This is a genomic window from Paenibacillus sp. J45TS6, from assembly GCF_018403285.1.
GTDB lineage: Bacteria > Bacillota > Bacilli > Paenibacillales > Paenibacillaceae > Paenibacillus.
In genome coordinates, this window is sequence record NZ_BOSJ01000010.1 from 101,411 (window position 1) to 127,496 (window position 26,086).

Consider the following 26,086-nt stretch of genomic DNA (forward strand, 5'->3'; position numbering starts at 1 on the left):
ACAGTGAGTTTCAGATATACAAATATATCTAGGCATAAAAAAACAGAAATCTGTATATAATTGCAAGATGTCCTCTTTGTAATATATCTTGACATGAAAAAATGATTTTTATACTATAAAATTAATATAGCGTAAATTAATAAAAATAAGTATAATACAAAAATGCGTTATTAAATTTTTATGTTAATAATACTAACAAGAGATCGTTAAGGACATCGTTCCCTTAAACGAATATACAACATGATGGAGGTTTGAGATGCAAGACATTTTACAAAAAGGAATTAGTTTGATTAACGATGTGCTTTGGTCTTACGTTCTAATCGTCTTATTGGTTGCGATCGGGATTTACTTCACATGGAAATCAGGTTTTATGCAGTTCACTTACATAAAAGACATGTTCCGTGAACTCAAAGGATCGAACAAGAAACAAAAAGGTGAAATTACTGCTTTCCAAGCATTTTGCATCAGTATGGCTGCTCGTGTCGGAACAGGTAACATCACGGGTATCGCTCTCGCAATCGGTATTGGGGGTCCCGGTGCTGTATTCTGGATGTGGATTATTGCAATCATCGGATCTGCATCTAGTTTTGTAGAAAGTACACTTGCTCAGGTTTATAAAATCAAAGACAAACAAGGGTTCCGCGGTGGACCTGCCTATTATATGGAACAAGGGCTTAACAAGCGCTGGATGGGAATCCTGTTTGCTATCCTGATTACCGTATCCTTTGGACTCGTATTTAATGCAGTTCAAGCCAATACAGTAGCAACAGCTTTCCAAAATTCATTTGGAGTTGAACCGTTATGGCTCGGAATTGCGATGGTTGTAGCTTTCGGAATTATTATTTTTGGCGGTATTAAACGAATCGCGAAAATCTCCGAGTACATTGTCGTTGTCATGGCCGTTATTTATATCGGTATTGCTTTCATTGCGGTACTAATCAATATTACGGAAGTTCCTGCGATGATTGCTACCATTGTTAAACATGCATTTGGTTTTGAACAGTTTGCGGGTGGTACACTTGGTGCAGCGCTCATGCAAGGGGTTAAAAGAGGACTCTTCTCCAATGAAGCAGGTATGGGTAGTGCGCCAAATGCGGCTGCTACAGCAACAACAAGTCACCCAGCTAAACAAGGTCTAATTCAAGCTTTAGCTGTTTTGATTGATACGCTGATTATTTGTACAAGTACTGCTTTCTTGGTACTGCTCTCAGGTGCTTACACAGATCCATCTGTTAATACAGAAGGGATTGTACTTACACAAACTGCACTGAGCATCCATTTTGGTGATTGGGCATCAGGTATGCTTGCATTAATGATTTTCCTATTTGCATTTAGTACGCTGATTGGTAACTACTATTATGGTGAAACAAATATCGAATTCATTAAATCAAGCAAAACAACGCTTGTGGTTTACCGAATTGCTGTTCTTGCTATGATCATGTTTGGTTCGATCGCTAGCGTAAAGCTCGTCTGGGATATGGCCGACCTGTTTATGGGCTTCATGGTTATTGTTAACTTAATAGCCATTGCGCTCTTATCAAAGGTCGCATTCGCTGCGTTGAAGGACTATTCAAAACAAAGATTAGAAGGCAAAGATCCTGTATTCTACAAAGATTCCATTCCTGGAATCGAGAATGTAACAGGCTGGGAAGAATCACCTGAAGTGAAATCTTAATTTGAGAATTATCAAAGATTGTAGACAGACTAGTTTAAGTTAGTTTGTCTACAGTCGGGCTCCTACCATTCGGTAGGAGTTTTTTTGTATCATTAATTGAATGACGTAGTTAAATTCATTATAATGAACAAATACCTATAATTTTCTAGTAATTGTTTCGTTTGGGAATTTGTTGTTCAATAAAAGGGGGAGTAGGGCTGAGGCAGCTGAAAGATATCATTCATGAGATGGAAGACCAAGATGTCAGGCAGGCTCTTCTCGCATATCTATATACAGTCAAGCAGTATAAGGAAGAACCTGACCAAAAGGATATTTTCATTTCAGACATTGTCCATATATATAATGAACTAGTCGTTACCCCGGAAGAAGCAGCAAAACAAAGGCTAGTTCCGGATAGCAAAACGAAAACAGTCCATATCGTGTTTGGTTATTCTACGGTAGGAAGTGTAAGAGAGACCATCAAACAGCTGAGTTTACAGGAGTCTGATGGGATGATATGTTTTCCAGATCTGTTTTCAGTGGGACCCATATGGAAACTTCATGAACCAGAAGGAAGACGATATCGTGAAGAATGGATGAGAACTCACCTCGATCCAGAATATACAGATCATCATTTCGCTCATCATGGTGAATTGAATCCTATCCAAATGGTTCAGCAGATACCAGAACAAGCTCGAATTGTAATTTGGGGTGGAGATTCAGCTCATGAAAAAATAGGATCAAGGTACGTTCAATATTTATTAAAAGAGTATAAGAATGAAGTAATTGAAATCAATGCTGTTAAGATATGTGAAAGAAAGCACAATACACCCAAGCATCAGCAATATTATCGTCATACGGGAGAAATCGTGCCAGAGAAACTTATTGAAGTATTTCATGAAATGAAACGAATCGGTCCTTTAACTGCAGAACAAAGAAGTAAGTACGAACAAGAATGGTTGGGATATGCTGAGACGAAGCAGGTGCTTAGGCTATGGAATAATGGGGAAGTAAATACGGTAGAAGAAAATGATTTAGATGAATACTTGCTTCATACTGTCTATAAGTTACAGAGTCGCTCTAATTCAGATGGTTTTATGAAAGCAGCGCGGGTCGTAGGGGAAGCAATGGGGTATTTGGATCAGCATATCGGTGATGTGTTTTTTGAGTATCGATTACGGAGTTTAATCTATGAGGGCAAACTTGAGATTCGAGGAGTACCCAGTGCGATGAGATATTATTCGGTTCGTATAAAATCTTAACGAATGAGGTGAGATATATGGGGAAGGTTGTGCTAGCCGGCGGAACAGGGTTTATCGGCCAATTTTTCGAGAAGAAATGTAAGGAAAAAGGCGACACCGTATACATTATATCAAGGCAAGAGGGTCATATCTCTTGGGATGATAAACAGTCCATCATAGAAGCACTGGAAGGAGCAGAACTGCTCGTTAACCTAGCAGGAAAATCAGTCAATTGCCGCTATAATGAGCGCAACAAGCGTGAAATCCTGGAATCTAGGAAACGGACTACTAGGATCTTAGGAGAAGCGATAGAAGCTTGTATAGAGCCGCCCAAGCTCTGGATCAACTCAAGTACAGCTACGATCTACAGACATGCAGAAGATCGTCCCATGACAGAGGAGCAGGGAGAGATCGGCACAGGCTTCTCAGTAGATGTTGCAAAAGCGTGGGAAGAGGCGTTTTTCTCCTTCTCATTAGATCAGACTCGCCAAGTTGCCCTCCGGATTTCCATTGTGCTGGGTAAAGATGGGGGAGTGATGACTCCTTATCTCTACTTAACTCGATTTGGCCTCGGGGGTAAGCAAGGACCTGGAACACAGAAATTCAGTTTTATACATGTGGAGGATCTATACCGGATTGTACAGTTTATTCAGCAGCGAGAGGATCTCCGCGGTGTGTTTAATGCGGCGACTCCTTATCCTGTGTCTAATGAAAAGTTAATGGCTGAAATGCGTAAGAAGATGAACGTCCCAATAGGAATTCCTACTCCCGGGTGGATGTTAGAGATGGGAGCTGTATTCATTCGGACGGAAACGGAGCTGATTTTAAAAAGCAGATGGGTAGTACCCGAAAGGTTACTAGCGGAAGGTTTTGAATTTCGTTATCCCACAATAGAAGATACATTAGAAGCTGTGCTGAAATAAATCAGTTATTTATGTAAAGCTCGATCACATACGGCTAATCATAAGATGTCGAATTACATGATTATTATCAAAAATTGAAACGCCAAAAAAGGTGTCTTGATTCCTACGAATCAGGCGCCTTTTTTATGCTTATAGAGGTAATAAGAGAGAGCGATGACTTCTAGCGTATTTCGGCATTTATTTTGTTATGTCTAATTATGTAGCGGGTTTAGGAGGTTTTTCGGCTGTTTTAAGGCATAGTATTACATAAAACGTCGTTATTTTACTAGCAAATAAGGATTATTTCGAAACTTCATATAACAACCATAGTTCATGGAAAAATTCAGCTTTCATTACATTAAAAAACTGCGTATAATATAAATTATACGCAGTTTCTGTTTATATTCGATTTATTTAAGAGAGTCGACCACTTACCTAAGTTCGTAGACGTAGATCGACACGTATTTTGCTTAAAAACTCTATTTTTGAAGAATGGTAGGTGGATGATGTTGAATGCAGAAATTTTAGAAACCTATGCTGAAGAACTCGAAGCATTTGATATCTGGCTGAAAGATGCGGGGTATACTAGCCACACCATTAAATCTTATAAAAGTGATGTGTTTGAGTTTTTATCTTCTCTAAATGGGAAGTCACTAGATAAAGTGAAGAAGCTACATATTCTCTCTTTTCTGTCCAAGGCTCGTGATCGGGGGATCAGTGATTCAACTCGGAACCGTAAACACGCTTCGGTGCATTGTTTCTTTAAAGCGCTGATTGAACTCGAACTTCTCGAAGTGAATCCGGCAACAGGAATTAAGAAATCGAGAACAGAGAAAAATAAAGCACCCGTATTTTTAGATGAAGTAGATCTGCCGAAATTCATGAAATCGGTGGAGGGGAAATATCGGAATCGCAATCTAGCAATTTTTCTGCTCATGGCATATATGGGTCTGCGGGTAGGAGAAGTTCATTCTTTGAATGTTGGAGATTATAATTCGCAGCGTAGTACGATTGATGTATTTGGTAAGGGGAGAAAGTGGCGTACGTTACCCGTTCCTGCAGCGGTAAGAGATGTGCTAGATGAAGTGCTTACGGAGAGGATTGAACCTCGTAAATCGAAGGAAGAAGCATTCTTCATTTCTCAGCAAGGAAGAAGACTGTCTATTCGGACGATTCAGCTGATAGCTGCTGAGACATTTGATCGTTTTCAAGAGAGGGAAGGGGTATCCCGTAAAAAGGCATACTCTAGTCATAAACTGCGACATTCTTTTGCGACCATGATGCTTCGTAAAGGTGCCGACCTTCGTACAGTACAAGAGTTACTTGGTCACTCATCGATTGAAACGACTACCGTGTACACTCACGTAACCAATCGTGAGAAAGAACAAGCGATGGCTATGCTTGAGATTAATATTCCATAAAATAGAGTCCTAATGAATAGGTATAAAAAGGTCTGAACTTAATCAGACCTCTTTTTACGACTATCTAAAAATATTTAAATCGGATAACATCGTTTTTAAATTGATATAATCCCAAGGTAAAAACTCTGCTATTGTTAGTCCAACGACATCATTTCCTTTAAAAATCCCGGTTAGAATTTCTAACAATTCTTTAGGAGTCATTTTACCTGACTCGGAAGGAAATTCATCAACTCCTGGCTCGGAGAAGTATAAAGATCTAAAGAATGTAGGGTCTAACACATCTAAATCAAGATGAATAGCGATTTTAGTAAAACCATTCTCCTTAATCCACTTTTATATTTCTCCCATTTTTAAATTTTCTTTGTCTTGAACAATATAATTTAGATGTAAACCCTCTAATAATTCAACTTCAACATCAAGTGGTTTTTGTAAGCCAACATACAAAAATTGATCTGAATCAAAAGGGAATTCCACAATTTTAGATAACTCTGGATCTCCCGCACCTAATAAATTCCCTAATACCATAGCATGTTCGTGATGATGTTCCTTCGGAGTTGAAACATCAGGATGAGAATCGATCCAAATGACCCCGAGATCTTTTCCATATTTACCATGAAGGTAATCAAACGGTGCTTGAGAGACTAAACAGTTTCCGCCAAACGTGATAATCTTATCTGGTAATTCACTTTTCAATACTTCTGCTGCCATACTCACATTTTGTTTAACAATCGATTGAGCAACTACACCATTTTCTTTTTCTAATACTTCATTTTTCGGTTTCTCAATATCTAGCGTAATCTCTTTTTGGCTATTATGATTTGGAGCTAACCATGAAAGTAGTTCTGCACCAAAATAATATGCCTGCTTATTTCCTCCTTGCCAATCAGGAGCTATTAATCGAATTGTTTTAGTCATATCATTATCTCCACCTTTCGTGGTTAAATGATAAACTCTATAGTAACTAGAGGGTCAATCATTTTCTTTCACCTTTATTCTAAGTTCTGTTATAAAGTCATCTTCTTCATAAGAAGAGTATCTGTTAGGTAAAGAAACCTCGTAGACAGGGCCTTCTGTGAGGATGTTATTGTTAATAATGTACTCATAGAACGTTTTGTAATACTGTAAATATTGAGACACAGACCATTTGAAACAAATGCAGATATATATTCCTTTTGGAATATGTTTTTTTGTAATTTCAGGTGTTGGTTTATCGGACAATTGCTCGTCTCCAATTAAGGATGTATAAATACTCGAGTAGACGATTTGGTCCGTATCTTGATAATCTTTCAATTCATATACGCACCCGTAAAAATTACCAACCACACGATCTTCCTTAGTTTCTAGGAGGTTAGCTAAATCACGCATATATACATCCGGATTTCCACGAGGTGTGAGGTCTGTAGTAGAGAGGTGCAGTTGATTCTGCTCTTCTACAAATCGAGTATAAACTTGCCCTTGAGGCCGATTTGCTAAGCTGTTTTGTTCTTTAATTTGCAGATAACGATGATGAATCATTTTCTTTGCTTCTTGGAGCTGGCTTATTTTCTTATCAATTATATGTGCTTGTTCTTCTAAAAAAGGTAACATTTGAACTACATCTTGTGTTATTAATTCTTTAATTTGGGACAGTGGTGTATCAATGTATTTTAGATACTTTATAATATCTAGATAAAAGAACTGTTTCTCATGATAGTACCTGTAGTTGCTGACAGGATCTATAAAAGCGGGAGCAAACAATCCGATTTTGTCATAATATCTTAATGTTTGAATGGAAATGTTATTTAATTCTGCAACCTCTCCTATAGAATACATCTGCTTATTCATATCGCATTCTCCTCTATATTGTCTTAAACATTTGCCACAACCTAAATATAGGTATAGCAACGACTCTATAGTTACTATAGTGTTTATCATTTACTCATTCAACGATTGATATATTACAATTTGGTTTACATAATATTTATTATGAAAACTAGTTAGGAATTATCTATATTTACATCTACTTGAGATTAACCAAAGGAACATAAGGGGGTTAACATAAAACCAGGCAACCGTAGTAATCAGGATGTCTGGTCATTTTGTATATATGTTTATTTCTTTACAGCATGAATAAAATGTATCGTCTCAAAAGCACATAGATAATCATGTCGGTTATGAAAATAAAGATCCTGAATTTGAGCGGGTGAGAGGTGTTCATAAATTAATAAACCGGTCTTTTCTAATACATTCTCTATTTCATGATACGTAAAACATGATTTCATCGGTTCTCCACTCATGGCTGCCATGTTCACCATGTTTTCTACTCGATTAGAGAGTCCTTTTTCTTCGAATAGGGTATCATCTGCGTAATCAAAAACGATTATTCTAATCGTTTGGCGGTTTTGTATTATCAACATATAAGCTATATGAGATAATCGGTTAACATAATAATTATTATGTTAAATAACAGAATGATTTACTATCGATTTTCACCTTTTTAAAAATATACTTTCGCTGAAACGTGCCTCATATAATAATCTCCGTTTTTAATACTCAGTTCATTGTTACTCTCTTTCGGAAGAACAACTCGATTGCACTAAAAAACTCCGTGGGAGCTAATCGTCTCATACCGATTTTAGTCCTACGGAGTTTATAACTGTTAATTAAGCCATTTAAAAATATCTTCTTGAGCTATAGTCGCTACGCTATACAACAGAAGCATATCATCAAAATGATGTTCCTCCAGATACTCGTCTACATCCATCCGGAAGTAACGCATGTCAATCATATGAATGGTGGAGTAATGCTGGGCTAGAAACGGCACCATTGCATTAGCATAGGAGTCTTTAAACACGATAATACTGCGATCTTTATTAGCTTCCTCATGAGGAATGTTGATCGTGACAAGCGGGAAGTTCCCGCCAAAGAACACCTTATATTTATCCCGCTCATTCTGTGCATCCATATCGTAAAAAGAATTCTCACATGTGTTCTGTCCCTCGATACAGACTTCGTATTCCGGAAGAGAAGTCTCCAGCAATTCCAGACGATCAGGAGTAATATCACGCTGATTTGCCTTTGTATAAAATGTACCATAGAACGAATCGCTGAACTGCTTTGCCGCAAGTGCTGCTTCAGGAGTAGGAGAGAGGCCAAGCGAATCCGTAAAGGCTTGATATCCATAGTATGCGCCGCGTGTCGTCCAGTGATGATCCGTACGATAATAGATTTGTGCGGTACTTTTCTTCTGATGTAGTACTTCTCTGATATCAACGGGTGCAACCCGTCCACTCAGTTCACTAAAGATTTGATCCATCAGTGGTGACTGGGGAGCGTCCGTTGCATCCGCATATTTGGGTAAATACTCGCCATTCAGCGTTTGGGAGTTGGGAACAAGCAGAAGATATAACGAATCTACATCTTTCTGATGACGCTCAGCAAAACGAGCAATCTCTTTTATATTCTGGCCCAGCAGTTCTTCATCGTACGTAAACCGTTCGAACAGATATCCTGAACTGCCAAAGAATACTTGATTATTCTCCGTCTTGCCCGATATTCGCTCCATATCTGATTTGAGTCCGACCCAGTTGTCACGACCTACAAACTGATCCACCAGATAATCGTCCAGTTGATCTGTGTATCGTCCACTCCAGAGTTTGTCCCAGGAGAAGGAAGGGAACTTAGCTAAAACACGATTTTCAAATTCGGATAAGGTCCGGTCCGGTTCCCATAAGCTCCAAATACCAAAACAGCTGATAAATAGAAGAAAGCCGCTGGTTACGATAACTGCTCTTTTACGATCCAATTATCATCACCTCCTAAAAACGGAAATACAGAAACGGATTATACGAGTCATCAATAATGTACGCTGTGGAAGCGAGCAGAAGGATGGTTAAGACAATCCCTTCGAGGATCGCCATGACTGTACGATTCATTCTGTTATTTAATTTTGATGTTAAACGAGCCGCAATGGGTGTCGAGGCGAACGTTAATACCACGAGCAGTGCTCCATACGATTGTAGATAGTAAAGATTCGTTCTGCTTATCCATTCCGCTTGGCTAAATCCAAGCATCACATGAAGATAGTGAGGAAGTTGAGTAAGATCCTCAATAGCGAATAAAGTCCAGCCAATCAGGATGACAGCTATAAAATACAGATGCCGGAAAGGACGCCAGATCCTTTCAAGCCATTTTCCAAGCCATAACTTCTCGATCGCAATGAGGAAGCCAAAATACAGACCCCACAGTACAAAGTTCCAGCTCGCTCCATGCCATAATCCAGTCAAAAACCAGACAATAAATAGATTGACGAGGAGCCTCCATTTACTAACCCTGCTTCCCCCGAGCGGGAAATATACATAATCTCGAAACCATGAGCCGAGTGTAATATGCCATCTTCGCCAGAACTCGGATGCATTTTCAGATATGTAGGGATAACGAAAGTTCTCGGGAAATTCAAAGCCGAGCATTCTACCAAGTCCAATGGCCATATCTGAATAACCGCTGAAGTCAAAATAAATCTGAAAAGCAAACGCAAGAATCCCAATCCACGCACCCATGATGGTTAGTTCACTGCTTCCAGATAGCGTAGTGTCCCACAGCATACCAATGTTATTGGCAAGCAGTACTTTTTTGGCTAGACCGATGATAAAGCGGCGCACACCACTTGCAAAAAGCTCCACGGATACGTGGCGGCGAGCGAGCTGTTTATCAATATCTTCATACCTGACAATAGGTCCTGCTACTAACTGCGGGAACATGGATACAAATGCTGCAAAGTTGATAAAACTCCGCTGCGCACGAACATTTCGGCGGTAAACATCAATCATATAGGACATCGTTTGGAACGTATAAAAAGAAATTCCAATCGGAAGCGGCAGATCGAGAGCCGCAAAGTTAGTACCCAGCAGATCGTTCGCAGAATGAATAAGAAAATCAGCATATTTGAAAAAACTGAGTACGCCAATATTTACGATCAGGGAGAATACAAGGATAAATCGGCGTATTTTCTCGCGCTGCTCATATCGATCCATTAGGAGCCCATTCATGTAATCTATCACTGAGGAAAACAGCAGCAGAAGAATATAAACCGGTTCTCCCCAAGCGTAAAAAAGCAAACTAATAAGAAGAAGCGCCGCATTCTTCCATCGCTGCGGCGCTACAAAATATACGAATAAAGCTGCGGGTAAAAAGTAAAACAAAAAGGCTACAGAGCTAAAAACCAAGGATATTCCCTCCAGTCTTCCTTCAAAGGGCTCGTGAATTATTTGCTCTCGGAAGTCAAAGCATTTGTAAAGGCTTGTTCCATTCTTTCAGCATCGTTTGAAATTAAGAGTGCCAAATAGTTGCCTTGTTGCTTAATAATGTGGTTCTTCACTTTTTCGTATTGTTCTGGTAAATAAGTACTCCAATTTCGTTCTTGATTAGCAACTTCTTTCTCCAGTGCAGCTTTTAGTTCTTCTACATTCGAAGCATCAGATGCTTTTAAAATAATAAATTCATCGGCATGTACATTCATCATCGCTTTCATGTACTGTCCTTCTTCAATAATCGTCGGATCAATACCTAAGTTTCTTGCCGTCTCTGTATCTTCTTTGAGATTTATGTCGAAGAACTGGTCTTTATTCATCTCCGTTTTCTGCATAATAACTTCCATTAATTCACTTACCGGTACGTTAACTTCATTAACTTCCTCTGTTTTTTGTGTCCCACATCCAGCGATCACCATCGTAAACGTCATTAACATCAAAATCATTTTCTTCATTTCTTAGCAACTCCTTCTAATTCTCATGATGTGAAATATTCTTTCCTTAGAGTTAGACAAATTAATCATTTAGAAGGTTCCCTTTTCAAAAAAAAACTTTTTTTCTCTAAAAAACACAATCGAACGAGATAAAGAAAGCTACGAAGAGATTTTTAATCTGCGGTACATAATTCCTGTATGTATTCGGCTTCGTTTGATTTCTTTAGACCTTCGTGCTCCTTTACCATCTAAAGGCATTGGGAGTATGATTCATCTGCTGAGAAGATATATACATAGAAAAGTAAACTCAGCACTAGATACGGGGTAAAGAGGGAGATCTTTATGGTTAGAAAAATGAAGCGATTATTGATTGGACGCCCTATGAAAAACAGCGAATTAGAAGGAGAGAAACTAAGTAAATTAAAGGCACTCGCCGTACTATCTTCGGATGCATTATCGTCCGTAGCTTATGGTACAGAACAAATTCTCATTGTTTTGATGGCAGTGGGTGCTGCAGCTGCCTGGTATTCCATACCTATTTCACTTGCAGTACTCGGACTACTTGTCATTCTAATATTCTCATATAGACAAACGATTTATTCATACCCCTCAGGCGGAGGCGCCTATATCGTAGCAAAAGATAACATCGGGTTATCAAGCGGTCTGCTCGCAGGAGGATCTCTGCTTGTCGATTACATCTTGACCGTTGCCGTAAGCTCTTCCGCAGGAACGGATGCCATTACATCCGCTTTTCCAGTACTTCATGATTACCGGGTGCTTATTGCACTCACCATGATTCTACTGCTCACGATCCTAAATCTGAGAGGGATTACGGAGTCTGCTTCCGTACTTGCATTACCGGTTTACTTATTTGTCTTTGCCATTGTTGTACTGATTATTACCGGATTTGTTAAATATGCGATGGGCGGAGCAGAACCGGCCGTTCCAGTGGAATGGGGGAGCGCCGCAAACAATGTAAGTCTCTTTCTCTTGTTAAAAGCTTTCAGTTCCGGGTGTTCTGCGCTGACGGGTGTAGAAGCGGTATCCAATGCCATTCCTAACTTCCGGGCCCCAGCAGAGAAGAACGCTGCAAAAACGTTAGTTATGATGGGGTCTATACTTGGTTTTATGTTTATAGGTATCAGCTTACTTGCCTACTGGTATGGGATTATACCAAGCGAAAAAGAAACGGTCGTATCGCAAATTGCGAATTCCGTTTTTGGCAGGGGGACGATTTATTACATCATCCAAGGGATTACAGCACTCATTCTATTTTTAGCAGCAAATACGGCTTATTCTGCTTTTCCATTACTTGCCTTTATGTTAGCAAAAGATAAATTTATGCCGCATATGTTTCTCGTCCGCGGGGATCGACTTGGTTATTCCAACGGTATTATTTTCCTTGGGGTTCTATCAGCTGTACTTGTGATTGCTTTCCACGGGAATACAGAAGGATTAATTCCACTGTATGCAGTTGGGGTATTTATCCCCTTTACCTTGTCCCAACTCGGTATGATGATCCGCTGGATTAAGCTGAAACCATCTGGTTGGCAAATTAAGCTTCTTATTAATACGGTTGGTATGCTGACTACGCTAAGTATTACACTGATCTTTATTTTCACTAAATTCAGTCAAGTATGGGCCGTCTTTATTTTCTTACCGCTGGTCATTTGGATCTTTATGCGGATTCACCGTCACTATATTCATGTAGCAGATCAGCTTCGGATTAATATCCAGGAAGATAAACTACAGATTAAAGGAAGTACGGTCGTCGTTCCAATTGGAGGGATCACAAGTGTTGTGCGCAATTCACTCAGTTATGCCAAGTCATTAACCGATAATGTGGTAGCTGTATATGTTGGGTTTGATGATGACAGCATTCATAAGATGGAAGAGAAGTGGGAGGGATGGAACCCAGGCGTTAGACTCATCACCCTGAAATCGAGTTACCGAAGTATTGTAAAGCCGCTCATAAAATTTATAGATACGGTGGAATGGAAGAAAAATGAGACAGATCATATTACTATTTTGATTCCGCAGTTTATTACAAAACATTGGTGGCAGTATGTTCTTCATAATCAAACCAGCCTGCTGCTTCGAGCTTATCTTTTCCGGCATAAGGACGTCGTCATTTCTACAGTGACTTATCATCTTGATAAATAATACGGAGGGAAGAAGCCGTCTCTTAGGAGGCGGTTTTCTTTTTAATAAGGAGGATTCGATAATCAAAGCTAAATATGTTACTCTTTAAGGTAGCATTTGATTACTAAGTAACTAAAGGTGGATTTGTCTTTGAAACGAGAGAAAAACAAAAAAAATATACTCACTTTTGTAAAAGAAAATAAGGAACTTGAAGTACCGATCAAAGCAACAGGTTCTTTGAACTGGGTTGGCTCTTTTCGCCTACTTAATGCATATCGAAAAGTAAAACCTACGCGTATGATTCTGCCTGCGCTCATTATATTGTATTTTATTTTGGCTCAGATGATCATAATGTTCTTCTCCATCCTGGTGTCCACGTCATTTTTCCCAGCCTTTCTGGTAGGTTTTGCGGTATGGGCACTGTTGAACAAATATTTAATCTGGGTGCTAAAAGAAACTACGGTCAGAACGGTGATCAAAGAAGGATATACACCTCTTGAAAATGCAGACAAGCAGTACGTAGATTCTCTGTATCTATAATTTTGATGTGTCACATAGCTGTTACTCAAAAAACCGTCATGTACGGTTTTTTTGTTTTTTATAAACCAAGATAAGCAAAATAACCCATTTTAATGTAGATTTATAGTAGAATAGTAGTGGTAGTTACTAGATTTATAGTTAATTACCACCACTACAGAAGAATGGGGAAAACATATGAGACCATGGGGAAAATTAATTTTAAGCTGTGCCATACTACTAGGAGGTACTGTAGGAAGTACCGGTATTCCTTCCACTTATGCAGCAACGAATCAAGTAAAAATAGTGCTGGACGGTTACTCACTTCCGTTCCCAGTAGCACCTGTCGTTATTAGCGGAACAACAATGGTTCCTTTCAGAGCTATTTCTGAAGCCCTCGGTATTAATGTACAGTGGAATCAGAAACTTAAAAAAATTACAGCAACGAAACAGACTGATGAAGGAAGTAAAGTCGTAGAACTCACAATGGGAAGTAAGACAGCTAAAGTAAATGGACAAAATGTACCCCTTACTCTCGCACCAAGGACCATCAGTAATACAACCATGATCCCGCTTAGCTTTTTCAGTCAGCAGTTTGGAGCAGCCGTCGGCTGGAATCAAGCCGCAAAGACCGTGTCCATCACTTCTCCAAGAGAAGAAATGTATACACTGGGATTCTATGCTCTTCGCTCTTATGATGAAATCAAGTATCTGCCAAGCCTGGATGCTGCCGCTTTCGGTTGGGGTCGAATTGACCGGGAAGGAAACTTCACAACCACAGGTGACGAATATAAATGGCCTTCTTCACTAGGAGATATCACAGGAGAGAGTATTGTACAAGAAGCACAGAGTGTGGGGACAACTTCTTCTTTCATGGTATATGCCTTAGATGGGCAGCTTGAGCTTACGAAGAATCTGGAAGATAAGCAGCTTCAAGCTAAGACAATTGAGGGTATCGTGACTACGGCGGTAGAAAAAGGATTTAAAGGAATTACACTTGATTTCGAAGGGCTTGGACTCACTGGTGATTCTGCCAAGGTGAAAAGTGATTACAATGCTTTTGTCAAAGCGATTGCTACACGGGCTCACTCGGAAGGACTTACCTTAACTCTTGCTCTCCATCCAATTAACAGTTCCTACAAAGGCTACGACTACAAAACGCTAGGAAATCTGGCTGATGAACTTATTATCATGGCATATGCCTTCGAAAATGAAAAAGGACCCGAACCTCTTGCCAAGGTAGACGAAGCGATTCGCCTTGCACTGAAAGAGACAAGTAAAGATAAACTGCTCCTTGGTATTTCCAGAGGCAGTGAAGATGCAGCAAGCATTAATAGTAAGATTGGTCTTGCCAAACGGTACGATCTCAAAGGAATAGCACTGTGGAGACTAGGCATTATTGGTCCTGCGGCTTGGACTGAGATGAATAAGTCCATTGTACTTGACTAATTAAACTCATTCTTCATATAAGTAAGCTAAAGAACACAGCCCCTTGTTTGTGAGGTTGTGTTCTTTTTATTGTTATGGAATGAATCGATTTCATTATACCTTTTAATAAGTGAAGAAATTGAAATTTCTTTCATCGGTAAATATTTGGAACTTGTTTTTCCTGAATTTAACTGATCATTTCTATAAACATCCTATATAATATGGAAACAAACGATTTTTAGAAAGAGGGATGAGACATGGGTTTTTTTGATGGATTGCTAGGAAATGCTTCTCAAGTCAATTTAAATGAAATACAGAAGGAGTTTGCTCCTTTGCTTGCTCCAAATGAACAAATTGAGCGTGCGTACAAATTAATAAGGGATATGTTTATTTTTACGAATAAGCGTCTGATTATTGTCGATAAACAAGGATTAACAGGGAGAAAAGTGGAGTATCATTCAATTCCATATAAAAGTATCTCGCATTATTCCATTGAGACGGCAGGGCATTTCGATATGGAAGCTGAGCTGAAAATCTATATCTCCAGCAGTACGGTACCGATTCAGAAAAACTTTAATAAAAGTACAAATATTTATGAAGTACAAAGTGTATTGTCCTATTATATTTTGAATTAAATGAAACAAGCAGATATCAGTCATCATGGACAGTCAGGAGCGAGAAAATTAGTTCGATTGAAATGTTAAACCATATACTCTTTGCAGCAAGCGTGGTCTTCGTTTGCTGCATCGTTAGTATTTTTTGTATTTGGCTAAGTAGAGGTATGTTAAAGCTCTATAGAATTGTTAGAAGAGTAAGAATCAGTCAAGTGTATCTAGAACCACAGGAACGTTTGAGGCTAGGAGAGTGGGCTGAACTGTTTTTATATGGGACAGCTATATTAACTCTTTTATTTTTTTGTATCATTCGAATTGTTATCGTTTTTCTAGGACCTGAAGATGCGATGGTTCTACCTGAATCTGAAAGTCTAACATATAGAGATATTGTATTGTACTTCTTCAATGGACGCAGAAATGAACTTGGGTGGAATCATTACATTGCGATTAGTTTAAATTCTTTAGGTGCTTTCTTTTTTGTTATCTTACTCATTATCTTGATTCTTAAATTGGCGTTAGCTATATCTGATAAATTGAGAAAAGAGCGATCCTTTCGTAGTGGAAAAGGAATGAGATTGTTAGGTAAAGAAGAAAGCAGGATAAGTACGAAATTTGTAAGTATATTCGTTTTTTTATCCGGGATTTTTCGTTATACAAGCCAACTATTTCTTTACTGGTATGAATAGATAAAAGTAAGATGCCTCTTAGTACAGTCATCAAATGAAGGGAAAATGGATTTTGGATAATGACGCAAGGACAGGGTTTACAGTAACATTGCAACGTATCATAAGCGGAGATCTGAGCGAAATCATGTGGAATGATTATATAGCTCTAGCCTTATACTTGGTGGGCGCGATCTGGCTTATTTCTTCTCTATATGTAGATATCAGACGGTTCTTTAAGCGAAGAATGAAAAAGCGTCAAGGTAGGAGTGAAAGGGACATCTTCTCAAGAAGATGGGAACAACATGCACGGGCGCGTAAGTCGTGTGGATATATAGAGCCTGGGATACTCATCGCGGTTGCCTTTTTGTTTAGAGATTGGTATACCCTTTTCTAAATGGATATTGTCTATAGCATTTATTGTGATTTGATATTATACTGTAAAAAATATACATATGTTTGTGATGATGGGTCTCGTTATTCGGAAGTGAATCTACAGAGAACTGCCGGTATGCTGAGAGGCAGGATGATGGCCGAAGAACTGCTCACCCCGGAGCAAGAGTGGATCATATTGTCATAATGATTGATACTCCGTCTAACCAGCGTTAACTGGTCTTTAAGATGTGGTGAGATATAAGATGTAGACTGTCTATATTTCATCACAAAGAAGAGTGGTACCGCGTCAGACTTTGCCTGTCGCCTCTTTTGAGGCGGCGGGCTTTTTATTTTCGATAAGGGAGGCAGTTGCTATGAGTCATATTATTGATTACTATTCCCGCTTTGATGAATGGGGAAGGCTTGACCGCGAACCACACGAGTTTATCGTGAACATGCATTTTATAAATAAGTATTTACCGTAGCAGGGACATCTGCTGGATAACGGAGCAGGACCAGGAAAATATGCAATGAAGCTCGCACAGGAAGGATACCGGATTAGTTTATCTGATTTGACGCCTGCTCTTGTAGAAATCGCGCGAGAGCAAGCAAAGAAGCTGCACTTGGAGTCTTCCTTTACTGGTTTTCACGTTCAGAATGCGACAGATTTACATGAGCTAACAGATAACTCATTTGATGCAAGTCTGATGCTTGGACCTATGTATCATCTTCAAAGCGAAGAAGAAAGGATGGCAGCAGTCCAGGAACTATATAGAGTGACGAAAGAAGAAGGGATCGTATTTGTCGCTTTCCAATCCCGTACGAGGATGCTGTTCAATTCACTCCAGAATCCCGTGCATTGGAAGCCGAATCATACGATGGAAGGGATCGAAGCGTTTTTAACCAGCAGCAGCTTTACACATGATGAACCAGGCAGATTTACGGGTGCTTACTACTATGGTGTGGAAGAAATTCAACCTTTTATGGAAAGTAACGGATTCAGTACAATTGAACTGATTGGTTCAACCAGTATCGGGGGATTACTGGACGCAAATGCACAAGAATACTGGAAAGAGCAGGGGGAAGAAGCTTATCAGAAGTTTATATCCATTATGATTCAAACGGCAGCTGACCCTTCGATCCTTGGCGTATCTTCCCACTTACTTTATATAGGACGTAAAAACAAAATGAAATAGGAACGTTTTCCTGATTTATATTTTTTCTTGTGAAGCACGCTGAGCAGGAGATACACACATCATAATAAAGACAATAAGAAGAAGACCGCTAGCAACCCATACAGCTTGATCTTCTAGATGATACGTAGCAAATGTTCCGATAAAAGCCCCGCCTAAAAATGAACTGATGATTGTGGCAAACTTTTTAAATTGAACGGTTGCAGATTGATCTTTACGAAACAAAGAAATATAGAGGGCTCTAGATGCTGTATATAAATTCCCTGTTGTTACCGTCGTATTATAAGTCCACCCCTCTAGAGAACGAAAGGTCGAGATTTGTAGAGAGCCGACAAATACAATTAGGATCGTTACAATCATGTTAGGAACGGACGCAGGAAGAAACCCGACGCCGAAAAGAACGAGAATCTCTAGCAAAAGTACAGCTCTCGAAGGATCTAATAATTTCCGTATGATCCAGGGATGATTGAGCATTTGCGCGACGAATACTCCGGTTATAAAGGCTGCAATAGGTGGAATGCGTACAAGAGCTTCATGCACGTTCCCCTTGGCAGCCTCGATACCGAGAAGAACCATATTCCCTGTCTGGGCGGTAGAGAATACCCCATCCCTGCCAATGTATGTATAAGCATCAAGATAACCTGCGACGAGTGATAATAAAGCACCGATATAAACCGATTCTGGAGTTAATTTCAGTGTTTTTCGTTTACTGTACATATTAGACTTCCTTTATCATTTACTTGTCTTCAAGATGCCTAATCTGTCCTTATTTTATTCACTTTAGAATGATTTAGGCTTGATACCTCGTAAGGTCAATTCGCTTCGAAAGATGGAGCTCAACACCTTCGCTCTCAAGTAAACTTTGCTGTAGCAAACGGTGTCCTTCATCACTCATCGAAATTTCCCCCTGCTTATTCACTACCCGATGCCACGGAAGACTATATTTTTCACTCATGGAATGTAGGATTCGTACGACTTGTCTTGCTCCCCGGGGACTGCCTGCCAAAGCGGCTACTTGGCCATAGGTCATCACTTTTCCTTCTGGAATCGATTGTATGATATCGATTACTCTTGCTGTAAAAGGCTGCATACTATAAACTCTCCTTCTCTTAAGTCTCATGTATTTTAGTATAGCAGAAGATATAGAAGTTGAATAAAGTACGAGTTCCCCCTTCGTTAATTTCAAAATCCTGGTTCAATATATAGTAAATTGAATAATAAGGTTTATAGCCTTAATAGGATGGTTGATGTACAAGGGAGGGAATTACCCATGATTTTGAAAAAGAAGAACGGGGTTTATTTAGCAGGTGCAGTTATCATTCTTATGATCATTCTTGTTTATTTTATAAGTAGGCCTGCAGGGTTGTATGGGAACGATCAAGAGTCTATTGAGAAGATTCTTCAATCTGAGCAAGTGTTTCAAAATACAGAAATAGAAATTTTAGAAATCAAAGATATCTATAATAGAAGGGTGGTTGCTTTTCTAAGCGATCAAGATCCTGCTTATGCTGAATTCAGAAAAGATGAGAAGGGGAATTATCTTCTTTCTAAGTTTCAAGATCGAAATGGGGAAGCTTTGTCTTCTTTTCTTATTCAAGAATTTGAAGATCAAGACGAAGTTCATGCCGCATCCATGTTGTATATTGCGAATCAAGATAACACGATCTCGAAGCTTGAACTTACCGTAAATGAAGACCAAGTATTCGAGCGGGAGTTCGAGGTGAATCAGAAAGCTGTGGAATGGATTGAACTTCCGGAGTCTAATGAGTTTCAGTTCAAGTATAGATATTATGATGAGAATGGCAAACCGTTAAATGAATAAAGACAAAACTCTCTGCTCCGTTGAAGCAGGGAGTTTTTTTGATAAGAAGGTAAAATTACAAAATTATGGGTTGACTGGATGTGAAAACAAACGGTAATATATTGGTGCAAACGGTTTCATTATGGAGTGGAGCAGAAACATAGATATAGAAGTGAAAACCCTATACTGTTCTTAATAAAAAGTAGAGGAGATGAGGTGATAGCCTTCTTTCAGAGATGTCAGATCATTCTGAAACTCGACACATAAGGGCAATGGTTGTCGTTTTGTGCAAACGTTTCCACAAAAGAAATATGCTTTTAATAACTGAATAAATCAAACGAAGGAGGACTTTTTATGATGAATTCTGTCAGGCGAATGGCCATTTTGTTGTTAGTTTGTATGCTCATGATTACAGGTTCAGGCTGGCATGCACTCACTGCTTCTGCCTCGGACAATGGGGTTCCTAAGCAGCATCTACGCATCCATTACGAAGGAGACGGTGAAGGATTAGGCGTATGGACATGGGAGGATGTGGCTGCTCCGTCTCAAACATGGGCTACAGATGCAATCCCCTTTTCCGCAGAACAGCAGGATACATATGGAGCCTACGTTGATGTACAGCTAAAAGAAGATGCTCAAAAAGTAGGATTCTTAATCGTAAACCGGGAGACGGGACAAAAAGATGGGGGAGACAAAATGGTCAACTTAGACAACTTGTCTGTGAATGAAGTATGGGTGAAGAAAGGATCTGACAAAGTATATCCGAGTGAACCGGAGATTACTACGGAATTATTAGCGGCAAAAGTAACTTCCGAAAATGAGATTCAGCTCCGCTTTTCAGATACAAAAGGACTGTCAGATGAACAACTCTTAAGCGAAATCGTCGCAAAAGATCGTGATGGTGAAGGGGTCCAAGTGAATAAGGCAGAGATCGTGAGTGACAGAATTGTCAATCTCACAGTAGAAGTGACAATGGACAAATTACCTGTAACCATCACTTATGCAGGGATCACAGTCACGACTATAACCGACTATAAATTGATCGATGCGGGATATTCGTATGATGGTAACGATCTTGGAGCTAGCTATACTCTAGAAAAAGTGACGTTTAAAATATGGTCTCCTACCGCTTCAAGCGTAACCTTGAACGTCTATGACAAGGATGATTCAACGATTCAGATTGGAAGCAAGCCGCTTATGCTGGGTGAGAAAGGTGTGTGGGAAGCAGAAGTTCAGCCGTCCGAGATGAATTTAGCAGATTTGAAAGGTTACTTTTATCAGTATGATGTAGTGAATAACGGAGTAAGCCGAAAAGTATTAGACCCTTACGCGAAATCAATGGCTGTGTTTCAAGTTGATACGAACGGGAATGCAGGACCTGATGGAGATACCGTTGGAAAAGCAGCCATAGTGAATCTGGAGGGTACGAACCCGCAGGGATACGATTATGCAACGATTGATGGATATAAGAAGAGGGAAGACGCAATCATCTACGAACTGCATGTGAGAGATTTTACATCCGACCCTTCTATTGAAGGTGAGTTAGGTGATACACGGTGGGGATCATATGCAGCGGTTAAACAAAAACTCAGCTATATTAAATCATTAGGAGTAACTCACGTACAGCTTCTTCCTATTATGGCTTGGTATTATGGTGATGAGACGAAGATGGGCGAACGGGAACTAACGTATTCTGCTAAAAACAATGAGTACAACTGGGGTTATGATCCGCATCATTACTTTTCTCCCGATGGTGCATATTCCGAAGATCCAGCTGATCCCGAGCTTAGGATTCGTGAAACGAAAGAAATGATCGATGCGATCCATGATGCCGGTATGGGGGTTGTTCTCGATGTTGTGTATACCCATATGGCAAAAGCAGAACTGTTGAATGATATTGTGCCTAATTATTACGCATGGCAGGACGAAACAGGAAGTTTTGTTGGTGGATTCGGAAACAACCTTGCTACGAATCATATAATGGCTGAGAAATTAATGATCGATTCCGTAAAATACTGGTTTGATGAATACAAAATTGATGGTATGCGCTTTGATATGATGGGCGATGCCACATACAGCTCCATTCAAAAAGCGTACGATGCAGCTGCATTGCTTAATCCAAATGCTTTATTCATCGGAGAAGGCTGGAGAACCTTTAGCGGTGCATTAGCAGAACCTTCGCTTGCCGGACAGGGTGCGGATCAAGACTGGATGGATCAGACGGATGATGTGGGTGTCTTCTCTGATGAGATCCGAAATGAACTCAAATCCGGATTTGGATCGGAAGGAGAACCGCGGTTTCTTACAGGTGGGGCTCGTGATATAGACCTCATTCTGAACAATATTAAAGGACAGCCAAGCAATACACCAGCAGACGCCCCAGGCGATATGGTTCAGTACATTGAAGCTCATGACAATCTGCCTTTATATGATGTTATTGCACAGTCGATTAAGAAGAACCCTGCCATTCCGGAAAATGATGTGGAAATTCATCAGCGTATTCGGTTGGGGAATCTCATGATTCTCACATCACAAGGGACCGCGTTTCTTCATGCCGGTCAAGAATATGGACGAACAAAACAGTGGTTCGGAGAGGGAATTCCAGAGCAAAAGTATCATGCATTTGAAGACGAGGAAGGTAACGTCTTTGGTTATTTCATTCATGATTCCTATGATTCTTCAGATGCCATTAATAAATTTGATTGGTCCAAGGCGATGGATTCAAATAAATACCCCGTAAATAATGTAACACGAAAGTATACAGAGGGACTTATTCAACTGCGTAAATCAACCAATGCATTTCGTTTGGGAGATAAAGAACGGGTTGACCGTAATATCAGTTTAATCGCTGCCCCAGAGATAAAAGAGAACGATTTAATCATTGCCTACAAAAACCAATCAACAGACCAAACAGGTGATTACTACGTCTTCTTAAATGCAGACCGTTCTGAAAGAACATTAACGCTTCCTATTGATTTAACAAAAGGAACAGTTGTCGTGGATCAAGATGAGGCAGGGATTTCACAGGTACAGAACCCTTCTGGTTATGTTCTGAAGAAAGATTCTATCACTTTGGAGCCGCTTACCGCTGTCGTTATCAAAATGTATTCATCTGCTGAAAACCCTGCGGTACCAGAACCTTCAGAGCCATCAGAACCTTCTGTACCGTCAAAACCAACAAATCCTACAACTCCTACAGCGCCTTCCGGATCAGGTCAAGAAGAGAAGTGGGAGCAAGAGTTAACTGCTTTGCTTACTAACATTCCTGCAGAACCGAAGACAGCTGCAAAAGAAATTGTGGATATAGTAAAACCACTACTCACCGTGAATAAATTCAGTACCAACATAGACCAGACGGGATCTACAATCGTTACACCTGACTCCTCCGCATTGAATCAAGCCTATAAACGTCTTCATCGCGCATGGGATCAGATTTCAAAACTAAATAAAACACAGCATAAAGATCTGTTGCTTATATTACAGCAAGAGCTTCAGGTGGTACTTGATACAAAATCAGTTCAAGAAGAAAAGATAGACGTCGATCTGCCGACTTCTTTTGTAGAAAAGGTCCATCAATTATCATCAGGTGTTCAGTTTATATCAAATTCAGGAAGTGTGACGATCCCAGCAGGAGCGATCGAGGCGAATCATTTTATTCCTAATGGCTCTTTTGTAATAACTTTATCCAAAGTATCGGATGTCTCAACTATGCATGATGCTTCTATGAAGGCAGTGGGAGATGGACTGACGTTCTCAATGAAGGTCATCCAAAATGGAAATGGCGGTGCCACGCGTGAAATTCATCAATTCGTAAAACCCGTATTGTTAGAAGGATTGTACCGGTCAGAACAAGTGTCAAACTTGAATAAGGCAGGATGGTATATGAAATCTAGTGATCAAAAGCGTAAGTACGTAAGTGATGTAAATGAGGCACAGATCAACCTATTAGAAACAAAACAAACGGGAACCTACTTCTTACTTGAATCTACCCATGCCTTCAGTGATATTCATCTAAGCTATGCTAAAAATGATATCGAGTATCTCAGTGCAAGACAGATCGTAAATGGAATAACAGACGATAAATTTGCGCCTAAGATGAAGGTCACCAGGGGGCAGCTTGCGGTTATTCTTGGCCGGATGATAGATCTATCTGAGGAGACAACTGCAAATCGTAAATTCACAGATGTTGAGCCTGAGAAGTTTTACAGCGGTTATATAAATGCTCTGACATCAGCTGGAATTGTAGAAGGAGATCCTAATCGTACGTTCCGCCCAGAACAAAACATGACCCGTGAAGAAATGATAACTGCGCTCATGAAAGCGTATGAATACAGAACAGGTCAGAAACTATCCGATATTCCAGGATATGAAGAAGCTGAATTCCATGATATTTCCGAGGTAAGTGCTTATGCGAAATCTGCTGTTAAAGCGGCTAAAGCGCTTGGGATCATGGAAGAGAATGGGGGACAATTTCAGCCAAAAAAAATAGCTACTAGGGAGCAGCTCGCGAAAATGGCAGTACAGTTCCTAAAATCTACGAAGCAGTAAAAGAAAAATAATACAGAGAAGATTAACAAGGGATTCTTACGAAATTCTTCTTAATATTAGAATGAAAGAAGGGACAGCGTGCATGCTGTCCCTTCTTTCTATTTTGTTAGAAATGTTCGATTACCAATTTCCCGATCATATCCCCTTGTTCGACGATGGAATGAGCTTTTCTGAGATTAGCTGCATGGATTGGTTCAAGCCTCTTCGTTAGTGTTGTTTGGATCTTCTTCTGATCCGCAAGAGTACTTAATTTATTAAGGATGTCGTGCTGTCTAATCATATCTTCAGTCTCATACATGGCCCGAGTAAACATATACTCCCAGACAAATCCTGCACTTTTACTTTTTAGCGGAGAGAGGTCGAGAGGATGATCCGATTCAACGATGGTTCCTATTGTCCCTTGGGGTGCAATCAGTTCACACATCGCTTCATAATGTTCTCCCGTACTATTTAGACAGAAGATGTAGTCCACATAGGTGTAACCTAGTTCTCTAACTTGAGATACCAGATCTTCTCTATGATTTACTACATGATCTGCGCCTTGTTTCTTAACCCAGTTGATAGATTCTGGGCGAGAAGCCGTTGCAATGACGGTAAGACCAGCATGTTTACCAAGCTGCGTTGCGATCGAGCCGACACCACCGGCTCCGCTAATAATGAGAATTGTTTTATTACGATTATCAGCTGCATTCTCAGAAATACCGATTCTATCAAACATCCCTTCCCAAGCCGTTATACCTGTTAAAGGCAGGGCTGCAGCTTCTGCAAAAGATAATGAAGCAGGCTTACGTCCCACGATCCGCTCATCAACAAGGTGAAATTCACTATTTCCCCCCTGGCGAGTGATTGTTCCCGCGTAGAATACTTCATCTCCTGGTTTGAATAAGGTACAGGATTCACCCACTTCTTCCACAATACCGGCCACATCATAACCAAGAATTTTGGGCTTTTCTTCTTTTTTATCCTTCGGTGCTCGGACCTTTGTATCTACGGGATTTACAGAGATCGCCTTTACTTTTACTAGCAAATCTCGGCCGGACGGAGTTGGTTTTTCTATGGTTAAATCCATGAGACTCTCTGGATCTTCAATAGGTAAGTATCTATATAACCCTACCGCTTTCATGAGCTGATCTGACATGATGAATCCTCTCCTTTTTGCATATGTTCTTAATTCTCTCATCCTACACTCCCTATATTACTAACCATAATTTCGCAGAGCTATGCAGTGATGGTGTTCACGGGGGAATCTATGGAGAATGTATGTTTATGATTAATGATTCTTATAGGAAGGGTAAGAAGAGGGAGGAGGGATGTACAGATGATCGCCATTACACATATCGGGATTATCCGTTCCAGATTTAGATCAAGCGATAAGTTGGTATGAAGAAGTGCTCGGTTTTGAAAAAATAGCAGGTCCATACTCTTTCAATCAAAAAAGCGAGAATCAACATAATATGACGAACGATCTGCAGGGGCAAGAAGTACGGAAGATGAGAAATGCCCATTTAACTTGTGGAAATCAAGTGGGACTTGAATTATTTGAATTCGAGGAGCCGAGAAGAACACAGGTGCCAAAGGGAGAATATGATGGATTCTTTCATCTTTGTTTGCTGGTAGACGATATTGAAGCGGTGGCTAACCGGATTGAGGCTACAGGCGGTAAGAAGACAAGTGAAATGTGGAATACGAGGAATGGTAAACCTTATTACCTGCAGTATTGCGAAGATCCGTTCGGAAATATTCTAGAATTATATAACAAAAGTACGGAACTAATGTATGGAAATAAAGAAAACTAACGTTTTATCTATAAGAAATAAGAAGAACTTCCACTTGGGTCATGGACCCTGATCTTGTGGGAGTTTTTTTA

General features: G+C 39.9%; 22 protein-coding genes and 1 pseudogene. 13 read left to right on the forward strand and 10 right to left on the reverse strand.

Features of this window, described 5'->3' with window-relative positions; all coding sequences use genetic code 11:
• Positions 1-256: 256 nt before the first annotated feature.
• From KJS58_RS15795 to KJS58_RS15810, 4 genes are all read left to right on the forward strand, one after another.
• Positions 257-1,675 (forward strand): alanine/glycine:cation symporter family protein, encoded by a 1,419-nt coding sequence (locus KJS58_RS15795; RefSeq protein ID WP_213533774.1) that lies wholly within the window; start codon positions 257-259, stop codon positions 1,673-1,675.
• A gap of 227 nt (positions 1,676-1,902) precedes the next feature.
• On the forward strand, positions 1,903-2,916 hold the full coding sequence (locus tag KJS58_RS15800; protein ID WP_213533776.1) for a DUF1835 domain-containing protein: 1,014 nt from the start codon (positions 1,903-1,905) through the stop codon (positions 2,914-2,916).
• Between the two features lie 17 nt (positions 2,917-2,933).
• Entirely contained in the window at positions 2,934-3,818 is an 885-nt protein-coding gene (locus KJS58_RS15805; RefSeq protein WP_213533778.1) for a TIGR01777 family oxidoreductase, read from the forward strand.
• 485 nt (positions 3,819-4,303) lie between these two features.
• A complete protein-coding gene (locus tag KJS58_RS15810) occupies positions 4,304-5,218 on the forward strand; it encodes a tyrosine-type recombinase/integrase (RefSeq protein WP_213533906.1) in 915 nt (304 codons plus the stop codon).
• A 60-nt stretch (positions 5,219-5,278) separates the two neighbouring features.
• Here KJS58_RS15810 and KJS58_RS25520 read toward each other — a convergent pair whose 3' ends face one another.
• From KJS58_RS25520 to KJS58_RS15840, 7 genes and pseudogenes are all read right to left on the reverse strand, one after another.
• A complete protein-coding gene (locus KJS58_RS25520; RefSeq protein WP_249717415.1) occupies positions 5,279-5,419 on the reverse strand; it encodes a hypothetical protein in 141 nt (46 codons plus the stop codon).
• 132 nt (positions 5,420-5,551) lie between these two features.
• Entirely contained in the window at positions 5,552-6,133 is a 582-nt protein-coding gene (locus KJS58_RS15815) for an arginase family protein (RefSeq protein ID WP_249717418.1), read from the reverse strand.
• 54 nt (positions 6,134-6,187) lie between these two features.
• On the reverse strand, positions 6,188-7,042 hold the full coding sequence (locus KJS58_RS15820; RefSeq protein WP_213533780.1) for a MerR family transcriptional regulator: 855 nt from the start codon (positions 7,040-7,042) through the stop codon (positions 6,188-6,190).
• Positions 7,043-7,308: 266 nt separating this feature from the next.
• Positions 7,309-7,578: pseudogene (locus tag KJS58_RS15825) on the reverse strand (class I SAM-dependent methyltransferase); the annotation flags it as partial.
• 278 nt (positions 7,579-7,856) lie between these two features.
• Complete coding sequence (locus tag KJS58_RS15830; protein WP_213533782.1) at positions 7,857-9,002, reverse strand: DHHW family protein; 1,146 nt, start codon at positions 9,000-9,002, stop codon at positions 7,857-7,859.
• Positions 9,003-9,015: 13 nt separating this feature from the next.
• Positions 9,016-10,422, reverse strand: coding sequence for an MBOAT family O-acyltransferase (locus KJS58_RS15835; protein WP_213533784.1), 1,407 nt, complete (start codon positions 10,420-10,422; stop codon positions 9,016-9,018).
• 38 nt (positions 10,423-10,460) lie between these two features.
• Positions 10,461-10,961, reverse strand: a complete 501-nt coding sequence (locus tag KJS58_RS15840) for a DUF4358 domain-containing protein (protein WP_213533786.1) — start codon at positions 10,959-10,961, stop codon at positions 10,461-10,463.
• A 321-nt stretch (positions 10,962-11,282) separates the two neighbouring features.
• On the opposite strand from KJS58_RS15840, the gene KJS58_RS15845 reads away from it, so the two are divergent.
• From KJS58_RS15845 to KJS58_RS15870, 6 genes are all read left to right on the forward strand, one after another.
• Complete coding sequence (locus KJS58_RS15845) at positions 11,283-13,103, forward strand: APC family permease (RefSeq protein WP_213533788.1); 1,821 nt, start codon at positions 11,283-11,285, stop codon at positions 13,101-13,103.
• Between the two features lie 129 nt (positions 13,104-13,232).
• Positions 13,233-13,622: a hypothetical protein gene (locus KJS58_RS15850; RefSeq protein WP_213533790.1), complete on the forward strand. Its 390-nt coding sequence runs from the start codon at positions 13,233-13,235 to the stop codon at positions 13,620-13,622.
• Between the two features lie 174 nt (positions 13,623-13,796).
• Positions 13,797-15,047 (forward strand): stalk domain-containing protein, encoded by a 1,251-nt coding sequence (locus tag KJS58_RS15855; protein ID WP_213533792.1) that lies wholly within the window; start codon positions 13,797-13,799, stop codon positions 15,045-15,047.
• Between the two features lie 236 nt (positions 15,048-15,283).
• Complete coding sequence (locus KJS58_RS15860) at positions 15,284-15,661, forward strand: PH domain-containing protein (protein WP_191801290.1); 378 nt, start codon at positions 15,284-15,286, stop codon at positions 15,659-15,661.
• Between the two features lie 146 nt (positions 15,662-15,807).
• Positions 15,808-16,326 (forward strand): hypothetical protein, encoded by a 519-nt coding sequence (locus KJS58_RS15865; RefSeq protein ID WP_213533794.1) that lies wholly within the window; start codon positions 15,808-15,810, stop codon positions 16,324-16,326.
• Positions 16,327-17,174: 848 nt separating this feature from the next.
• Positions 17,175-17,873, forward strand: a complete 699-nt coding sequence (locus tag KJS58_RS15870; protein WP_306433097.1) for a class I SAM-dependent methyltransferase — start codon at positions 17,175-17,177, stop codon at positions 17,871-17,873.
• Between the two features lie 15 nt (positions 17,874-17,888).
• On the opposite strand, the gene KJS58_RS15875 is transcribed toward KJS58_RS15870, so the two are convergent.
• Positions 17,889-18,587, reverse strand: a complete 699-nt coding sequence (locus KJS58_RS15875) for a YoaK family protein (RefSeq protein ID WP_213533796.1) — start codon at positions 18,585-18,587, stop codon at positions 17,889-17,891.
• A gap of 73 nt (positions 18,588-18,660) precedes the next feature.
• Positions 18,661-18,960 (reverse strand): MGMT family protein, encoded by a 300-nt coding sequence (locus KJS58_RS15880; RefSeq protein ID WP_213533798.1) that lies wholly within the window; start codon positions 18,958-18,960, stop codon positions 18,661-18,663.
• A 180-nt stretch (positions 18,961-19,140) separates the two neighbouring features.
• On the opposite strand from KJS58_RS15880, the gene KJS58_RS15885 reads away from it, so the two are divergent.
• A complete protein-coding gene (locus KJS58_RS15885) occupies positions 19,141-19,692 on the forward strand; it encodes a hypothetical protein (RefSeq protein ID WP_213533800.1) in 552 nt (183 codons plus the stop codon).
• A gap of 333 nt (positions 19,693-20,025) precedes the next feature.
• Complete coding sequence (locus KJS58_RS15890; RefSeq protein ID WP_213533802.1) at positions 20,026-24,219, forward strand: S-layer homology domain-containing protein; 4,194 nt, start codon at positions 20,026-20,028, stop codon at positions 24,217-24,219.
• A gap of 106 nt (positions 24,220-24,325) precedes the next feature.
• Here the strand turns inward: KJS58_RS15890 and KJS58_RS15895 are convergent, their stop codons facing one another.
• Positions 24,326-25,357, reverse strand: coding sequence for a zinc-binding alcohol dehydrogenase family protein (locus KJS58_RS15895; RefSeq protein WP_213533804.1), 1,032 nt, complete (start codon positions 25,355-25,357; stop codon positions 24,326-24,328).
• 250 nt (positions 25,358-25,607) lie between these two features.
• On the opposite strand from KJS58_RS15895, the gene KJS58_RS15900 reads away from it, so the two are divergent.
• Positions 25,608-26,015 (forward strand): VOC family protein, encoded by a 408-nt coding sequence (locus KJS58_RS15900; protein ID WP_249717421.1) that lies wholly within the window; start codon positions 25,608-25,610, stop codon positions 26,013-26,015.
• Positions 26,016-26,086 lie beyond the last annotated feature (71 nt).

What these genes read in the sequence shown, in the direction of transcription:
- KJS58_RS25520 (WP_249717415.1), bottom strand. Translation starts at nt 5,419, where the DNA reads ATGACTCCTAAAGAATTGTTAGAAATTCTAACCGGGATTTTTAAAGGA.
- KJS58_RS15815 (WP_249717418.1), bottom strand. Translation starts at nt 6,133, where the DNA reads ATGACTAAAACAATTCGATTAATAGCTCCTGATTGGCAAGGAGGAAAT.
- KJS58_RS15880 (WP_213533798.1), bottom strand. Translation starts at nt 18,960, where the DNA reads ATGCAGCCTTTTACAGCAAGAGTAATCGATATCATACAATCGATTCCA.
- KJS58_RS15865 (WP_213533794.1), top strand. Translation starts at nt 15,808, where the DNA reads ATGTTAAAGCTCTATAGAATTGTTAGAAGAGTAAGAATCAGTCAAGTG.
- KJS58_RS15875 (WP_213533796.1), bottom strand. Translation starts at nt 18,587, where the DNA reads ATGTACAGTAAACGAAAAACACTGAAATTAACTCCAGAATCGGTTTAT.
- KJS58_RS15855 (WP_213533792.1), top strand. Translation starts at nt 13,797, where the DNA reads ATGAGACCATGGGGAAAATTAATTTTAAGCTGTGCCATACTACTAGGA.
- KJS58_RS15805 (WP_213533778.1), top strand. Translation starts at nt 2,934, where the DNA reads ATGGGGAAGGTTGTGCTAGCCGGCGGAACAGGGTTTATCGGCCAATTT.
- KJS58_RS15860 (WP_191801290.1), top strand. Translation starts at nt 15,284, where the DNA reads ATGGGTTTTTTTGATGGATTGCTAGGAAATGCTTCTCAAGTCAATTTA.
- KJS58_RS15845 (WP_213533788.1), top strand. Translation starts at nt 11,283, where the DNA reads ATGGTTAGAAAAATGAAGCGATTATTGATTGGACGCCCTATGAAAAAC.
- KJS58_RS15885 (WP_213533800.1), top strand. Translation starts at nt 19,141, where the DNA reads ATGATTTTGAAAAAGAAGAACGGGGTTTATTTAGCAGGTGCAGTTATC.
- KJS58_RS15810 (WP_213533906.1), top strand. Translation starts at nt 4,304, where the DNA reads ATGTTGAATGCAGAAATTTTAGAAACCTATGCTGAAGAACTCGAAGCA.
- KJS58_RS15820 (WP_213533780.1), bottom strand. Translation starts at nt 7,042, where the DNA reads ATGAATAAGCAGATGTATTCTATAGGAGAGGTTGCAGAATTAAATAAC.
- KJS58_RS15795 (WP_213533774.1), top strand. Translation starts at nt 257, where the DNA reads ATGCAAGACATTTTACAAAAAGGAATTAGTTTGATTAACGATGTGCTT.
- KJS58_RS15840 (WP_213533786.1), bottom strand. Translation starts at nt 10,961, where the DNA reads ATGAAGAAAATGATTTTGATGTTAATGACGTTTACGATGGTGATCGCT.
- KJS58_RS15800 (WP_213533776.1), top strand. Translation starts at nt 1,903, where the DNA reads ATGGAAGACCAAGATGTCAGGCAGGCTCTTCTCGCATATCTATATACA.
- KJS58_RS15890 (WP_213533802.1), top strand. Translation starts at nt 20,026, where the DNA reads ATGATGAATTCTGTCAGGCGAATGGCCATTTTGTTGTTAGTTTGTATG.
- KJS58_RS15895 (WP_213533804.1), bottom strand. Translation starts at nt 25,357, where the DNA reads ATGTCAGATCAGCTCATGAAAGCGGTAGGGTTATATAGATACTTACCT.